The organism is Knoellia aerolata DSM 18566, from assembly GCF_000768695.1.
Classification (GTDB): domain Bacteria; phylum Actinomycetota; class Actinomycetes; order Actinomycetales; family Dermatophilaceae; genus Knoellia; species Knoellia aerolata.
The window spans coordinates 1-2609 of the sequence record NZ_AVPL01000125.1 but is presented as its reverse complement, the minus strand read 5'-3'; the positions used below and the strand labels follow the sequence as shown (position 1 = coordinate 2609).

Annotated in this window: 3 protein-coding genes and 2 pseudogenes; 3 read left to right on the top strand and 2 right to left on the bottom strand. The window is 75.1% G+C overall.

Features of this window, described 5'->3' with window-relative positions; all coding sequences use genetic code 11:
- Window positions 1-405, bottom strand: a pseudogene (locus tag N801_RS18855) (hypothetical protein); the annotation flags it as partial.
- A 74-nt stretch (window positions 406-479) separates the two neighbouring features.
- Between N801_RS18855 and N801_RS18850 the strand changes: the two are divergent.
- A complete protein-coding gene (locus N801_RS18850; protein WP_035940854.1) occupies window positions 480-1022 on the top strand; it encodes a hypothetical protein in 543 nt (180 codons plus the stop codon).
- Window positions 1023-1025: 3 nt separating this feature from the next.
- Here N801_RS18850 and N801_RS18845 read toward each other — a convergent pair whose 3' ends face one another.
- Window positions 1026-1238: a helix-turn-helix domain-containing protein gene (locus tag N801_RS18845; protein WP_035940853.1), complete on the bottom strand. Its 213-nt coding sequence runs from the start codon at window positions 1236-1238 to the stop codon at window positions 1026-1028.
- Window positions 1239-1446: 208 nt separating this feature from the next.
- On the opposite strand from N801_RS18845, the gene N801_RS18840 reads away from it, so the two are divergent.
- A complete protein-coding gene (locus N801_RS18840; RefSeq protein WP_035940852.1) occupies window positions 1447-2151 on the top strand; it encodes a hypothetical protein in 705 nt (234 codons plus the stop codon).
- A pseudogene (locus N801_RS18835) lies at window positions 2148-2609 on the top strand (AAA family ATPase); the annotation flags it as partial. The gene N801_RS18840 and the pseudogene N801_RS18835, both read left to right, overlap by 4 nt.

Here is a 2609-nt window from a genome sequence, read left to right as displayed (position 1 = left end):
CGCCACGAAGACGGTGCCGGGCGACCCGGTGGCCACGGACTGGGCGGGACCACCCACGACGCCCACCCCGACGCCGAGGGCGAAGCCCACCGCCCTCCGGGCCAGGGCCGGTGTGACCCGACGCGACCACCGGTCGGCGGCGCGGCCGAAGCGGCCCGGGAGGCGGGCGGCGAGCTCGAGGACGACCCCGCCCAGGAGCCAGACGGCGATGGCTGCCGCGAGGCTCGCGGCCGTGAGGGTGAACGCCTCGTCGGTGGCCGCAGGGCCGGGGGCCCGCACCTGCTCCCACGCGGACGTCCAGGCGAGGGCGAGGAGGCGGCCGCCCGCGAGGGCACCGAGCACGAGGAGCCCGCCTCGGGCCCCGCGACCGAACCTCGGTTTGAGGGTGTTTAATGCTGTTTGCATGCGTTTGACGGTATTCCGCGATCGGTGGCGGCGCAAGAGGGGTCGTGAGCCCTGGGGACCTCTAGGCTCCCGGCATGCGCTGGGACCAGCTCTTCGACGACCTCGAGGCGCAGCTCGGAGCCCAGGAACGGCGCGAGCGCGACTCCGAGGTGGCCGACCGGACCCGCCGTGAACGCGCGACCGTCGCGCTCGCCGCACGGTTCGCGGCGGCCCTGGGCAGCACCCTGCGCCTGCGTCTCGTCTCCGGTGCGCAGGTCCGCGGTGAGCTGCTCGACCTCGGCGAGGACTGGCTGCTCGTGCGGACCGGGTCCGGTGGTGAGGCGGTCGTGCCGGTGCACGCCGTGGCCGGTGTCACCGGGCTGCCGGCCCGGGCCTCATCCGCCCGGACCGCGCGCCGGTTCGCGCTCGGCTACGCCCTGCGCGGGCTGTCCCGCGACCGGGCGCAGGTGGCGGTCAGCGACGCGGGCGGGCACGTCCTCACCGGGACCATCGACGGCGTCGGCGCGGACTTCCTCGACCTCGCCGAGCACGCGCTGGGGGAGAGCCGGCGCGAGGAGAACGTCACCGGACGGCATACGGTGCCGTTCAGCGCGCTCGTGCTCGTCGAGTCGCGCTGACGGTCAGTCGTCGCCCTGGGACCTGACGAACTGCCGGGTCTCGGTGTACATGCGCTGGATGTACTCCTCGAGGACGGTCGTCTCGACCCGCCACTGACCGCGTCCGCCCACCTTGATGGCCGGGAGCTCGCCCGACCGGACGAGCGCGTAGGCCTGCGCCGAGGAGATGTCGAGGATCTCGGACACCTCGGTGAGCGGGATGAACCGCTTGGCCACGGCGGGCTCCTCTCGTCGGCTGCGACGGCCAGTCTGCCACGCGCTCCGGCCGTGCTCGTGGCGCCTGTCCACAGCGACGACCACCGGCGCGGCCGTCCACAGGCACGCTCGTGCGCTGGGCGCGGCGCACCGTCCTGGGTCACAATCTCAGGAAGGGGAGGGTGTCGCGACCCCCCGTCCAGCGTCCTCACGACCCGGAGCCTCGCCGATGTCCGACCTGTCCACGCCCGCCGCGCAGCGACTGCGCCGGCCGTCGTGGCGCGACAGCCGCCTCCTCCTCGGGGTGCTGCTCGTGCTCGCGTCCACCGCCGTCGGCGCCTGGGTCATGAGCCGCGCGGACGACCGCGTGCCGATGTATGCCGCGAGGTCCGGTCTCGTGCCCGGCCAGCCGCTGTCGGCCGACGACGTCGTCCGGGTGGACGTGCTGCTCGGCGACGCGGCCGGCGACTACGTCAGCGCGGAGCAGGACGTGGCTCCGGACCTCTTCGTCCTCCGGGAGGTGCGCGCGGGTGAGCTCATCCCGCGCACCGCCCTCGGGACGCGTGAGCGGGCGACGAACCAGCCCGTGGCGCTGCAGGTCGACGCGACCTCGGCGTCGACATTGCGGGCGGGCTCGGTCGTCGACGTCTACGTCAACCGTCCCGTCGAGCCGGCCACCGGGCCAGCCGGTGCGGCGGGTGCGGTGGGTCCGCTCGGGTCCCGCCCGCTCGCCGGCCCGGAGCTGGCCCTCGAGGGCGTCACCGTCCTCGGGCTCTCCGAGGACGACACCGTCATGGGCGGACTGGGGGACACGCGAGCCGTCCAGGTCATGGTGCCCAAGGACAAGGTCCAGGGGCTCGTCGGCGACGTCGACCTCGGCGCGAGGATCACCCTCGTCGCCGTCCCCGGCGCGGTGTCGCAGAACGCGTCATGACCACCGCCGTCATCACCGGTGTCTCCCACCACCACGAGCACCAGCTCGTCTCGCTGCTCGAGAGCGCGGACGCGGTCGTCGTCGTGCGGCGGTGCGCCGATGTCGCGGAACTGCTGTCCACGGGGGCTGCGGGCGTGGCCGACGTCGCCGTCGTCTCGGCGGACTTCCGCGGGCTGGACCGGGACGCGCTGCGGCACCTGGCCGGTCACGGGGTGCGTGTCGCCGGCCTCGTGGGTGGCGGTGACGAGGCGGCCGAGGCCCGGTTGCGCCAGCTGGGTGTGCGCACCGTGGTCCGGCCGACCGACGACCCGGGCGACCTCGCGGCGACGCTCGTCGACCTGGCCGAGGGCCGGGGTGCCCCGGTTCCTGGCCACGGCGCTGGTCCAGGTGCAGGTGCCGGTGCAGGCCCCGGCGCATTCGGCGGCGCCGGCGGCGGCGGCGGCGGCGGCGGTCCGGCG

What these genes read in the sequence shown, in the direction of transcription:
- N801_RS18840 (WP_035940852.1), top strand. Translation starts at nt 1,447, where the DNA reads ATGTCCGACCTGTCCACGCCCGCCGCGCAGCGACTGCGCCGGCCGTCG.
- N801_RS18850 (WP_035940854.1), top strand. Translation starts at nt 480, where the DNA reads ATGCGCTGGGACCAGCTCTTCGACGACCTCGAGGCGCAGCTCGGAGCC.